Origin of the sequence: Rhizobacter sp. (genome assembly GCF_031412495.1) — a bacterium.
Classification (GTDB): domain Bacteria; phylum Pseudomonadota; class Gammaproteobacteria; order Burkholderiales; family Burkholderiaceae_C; genus Schlegelella_A.
This window is the reverse complement of record NZ_JANODC010000221.1, coordinates 1-2,790: the sequence shown is the minus strand read 5'-3', so window position 1 is coordinate 2,790 and position 2,790 is coordinate 1. Positions and strand designations below refer to the sequence as shown.

General features: G+C 71.6%; 3 protein-coding genes. 1 reads left to right on the top strand and 2 read right to left on the bottom strand.

Features of this window, described 5'->3' with window-relative positions:
- On the bottom strand, positions 1 to 806 hold an 806-nt coding region (locus AC30N0_RS08325; protein ID WP_489517458.1), incomplete at its 3' end, for an enolase C-terminal domain-like protein.
- Positions 807 to 1,009: 203 nt separating this feature from the next.
- Here AC30N0_RS08325 and AC30N0_RS08320 point away from each other — a divergent pair.
- Complete coding sequence (locus AC30N0_RS08320) at positions 1,010 to 1,855, top strand: NAD-dependent epimerase/dehydratase family protein (protein WP_489517457.1); 846 nt, start codon at positions 1,010 to 1,012, stop codon at positions 1,853 to 1,855.
- Here AC30N0_RS08320 and kce read toward each other — a convergent pair.
- Complete coding sequence (gene kce / locus AC30N0_RS08315; protein ID WP_489517456.1) at positions 1,845 to 2,789, bottom strand: 3,5-dioxohexanoate:acetyl-CoA acetone transferase; 945 nt, start codon at positions 2,787 to 2,789, stop codon at positions 1,845 to 1,847. The genes AC30N0_RS08320 and kce overlap by 11 nt on opposite strands.
- Position 2,790 lies beyond the last annotated feature (1 nt).

The window sequence follows — 2,790 nt, the reverse complement described above, 5'->3', positions numbered from 1 at the left end:
GCGACCATGTTGGTCGCCGTCGGCAGCCCGGTGGCGCGGCGGAACTCGGCCATCACCTCGCGGCCGGAGAAGCCGTCCTCGGCGCCGCACGGGTCCTCGGCATAGGCGAGCACGCCGTGCAGGTCGCGCGTCAGGCGGATCGCGTCGGCCAGGGGCCAGGCGCCGTTCGGGTCGATCGTCACCCGCGCCTGCGGAAAGCGCTCGTGGAGGGCGCGGATGGCGTCGATCTCCGCTTCGCCGGCAAGGACGCCGCCCTTCAGCTTGAAGTCGAGGAAGCCGTAGCGATCGTGCGCCGCCTCGGCCAGGCGGACGATCGCCTCCGGCGTCAGCGCGGTCTCGTGGCGCAGGCGCAGCCAGGCGTCGTCGGCGCCGGGTTCGCTCGGGTACGGCAGCCCGGTGCGGGTGCGGTCGCCGACGTAAAAGAGGTAGCCGAGGGCGGCGACCGAGTCGCGCTGCTGGCCCTCGCCGAGCAATGCCGCGACGGGCACTCCGAGGTGCTGGCCGAGCAGGTCGAGCAGGGCCGACTCGACCGCGGTGACGACGTGGATCGTGGTGCGCAGGTCGAAGGTCTGCTCGCCGCGGCCGCCGGCATCCCGATCGGCGAAGCGGCGGCGGATTTCGCCGAGCAGCCGCTGCACGTCGCCGATGGGCCGGCCGACGAGCAGGGCGCCGGCTTCCTCGAGCGTGCCGCGGATCTTCTCGCCGCCCGGCACCTCGCCGACGCCGGTGCGGCCGGCGCTGTCGACGACGATGAAGAGGTTGCGGGTGAAGAACGGTCCGTGCGCGCCGCTCAGGTTGAGGAGCATGGCGTCGCGGCCGGCGACGGGGACGACACGGAAGCTGCGGACGACGGGGCAGGGGTGGTTCAGCGGGCCGGGGACGGTCGGAAGCGGCAGGTCGTCAGCGGTCTCGAGGGGAGTCATCGACAGGTTGTAAGACGGCCGATGACTTCGCGCCAGGAGGGGATGCGCCGATGGCGTCGCTCGGGCTGCTGCATGACGATCGCCGCATGGCATCGCTCGCCCCCTCCGCAACCCGTATCGCCGACCGCCTGCTGCTCACCGGCGCCGCCGGCGGCCTCGGCCGCGAGCTGCGGCCGCGCCTTCGCGCTCGGGTCGGGGTCCTCCGTCTGAGCGACATCGCGGCCATGGACGCGGCCGGGCCCGGCGAGGAAGTCGTCGTCGCGGCCCTGCAGGACGCGGCGGCCGTGGACCGGATCGTTGCCGGCGCGGACGCGATCGTCCATCTCGGCGGCATCTCGACCGAAGGCCCGTTCGAGCCGATCCTGCAGGCCAACATCGTCGGCAGCTACCACCTGTACGAAGCGGCGCGCCGGCACGGCGTCCGGCGCATCGTCTACGCCAGCTCCAACCACGTCACCGGCTTCTACCGCCAGGACGAGGTCGTCTCGCCGCTGGCGCCGATGCGCCCGGACGGCCACTACGGCCTGAGCAAGGCCTTCGGCGAGAACCTGGCCCGCTTCTACTTCGACCGCCACGGCATCGAGAGCGTCTGCCTGCGCATCGGCTCGTCGTTCCCCGAGCCGAAGGATCGCCGCATGCTCGCCACCTGGCTCAGCTACGACGACCTCGAGCGCCTGGTCGTCGCCGCCCTGACCGCGCCGGTGGTCGGCTGCAGCGTCGTCTACGGCGTGAGCAACAACCGGGCCACCTGGTGGGACAACACCCCGGCGCGCCACCTCGGCTTCCGGCCGCAGGACAGCTCCGAACCTTTTCGCGCCGCGCGCGAGGCGGCCGAGCCGAAGCTCGACCCGGCCGCGCCGGCGGTGCGTTTCCAGGGCGGCGCGTTCGTCACGCGCGGGCCCTACGAGGCCGACCCGAAGCTCAGAAGTTGACCTGGTCGCGGCCCTTCAGCTGCAGCATTTCACGCGCCTCGTCGGCGCTCGCCACCTGCAGCCCCAGCCCTTCGATCACCTGGCGCACCGCGCGCACCTGCTGGGCGTTGCTTTCGGCGAGCCGGCCGGGGCCGATCCAGAGCGAGTCCTCGAGGCCCACGCGCACGTTGCCGCCGAGCGCCACCGACTGCGTCGCGATGGGCAGCTGGTTGCGCCCGGCGCCGAGCACGCTCCAGCGGTAGTCGTCGCCGAACAGGCGGTCGGCGGTGCGCTTCATGTGCGCCACATCTTCCGGGTGCGGGCCGATGCCGCCGAGGATGCCGAACACCGACTGGATGAAGAACGGCGGCTTGACCAGCCCGCGGTCGGCGAAATGGCGCAGCGTGTAGAGGTGGCCGATGTCGTAGCACTCGATCTCGAAGCGCGTGCCGTTGGCGGCACAGGTGGTCAGGATGTTGGCTATGTCGCGGAAGGTGTTCTTGAAAATGCGCTCGTCGGAGCCTTCGAGGTAGGGCCGCTCCCAGTCGAACTTCAGGTTCGGGAAGCGCGCCAGCATCGGGAAGAGGCCGAAGTTCATCGAGCCCATGTTGAGCGACGCGACCTCGGGCTTGAAGTGTGCGCAGGGCTTCAGGCGCTCCTCGACGCCCATCGTCGGCGCGCCGCCGGTGGTGATGTTGATCACCACGTTCGCTGCCTGCTTGATGCGGCTGAGGAAAGGCGCGAAGGCCTCCGGTCGCTGGTCGGGACGGCCGTCGGCCGGGTCGCGCGCGTGCAGGTGTACCAGCGCGGCGCCGGCCTCGTGCGCGCCGAGCGCCGCCTCGGCGATCTCGTCGGCGGTGATCGGCAGGTGCGGCGACATGCTCGGCGTGTGGATGGCGCCGGTGACGGCGCAGGTGATCATCACCTTGCGTTGCTTGCTCTGGGTCGTGGCCATG

Coding starts and splice junctions, on each gene's coding strand:
- AC30N0_RS08320 (WP_489517457.1), top strand. CDS start 1,010: ATGGCATCGCTCGCCCCCTCCGCAACCCGTATCGCCGACCGCCTGCTG.
- kce (WP_489517456.1), bottom strand. CDS start 2,789: ATGGCCACGACCCAGAGCAAGCAACGCAAGGTGATGATCACCTGCGCC.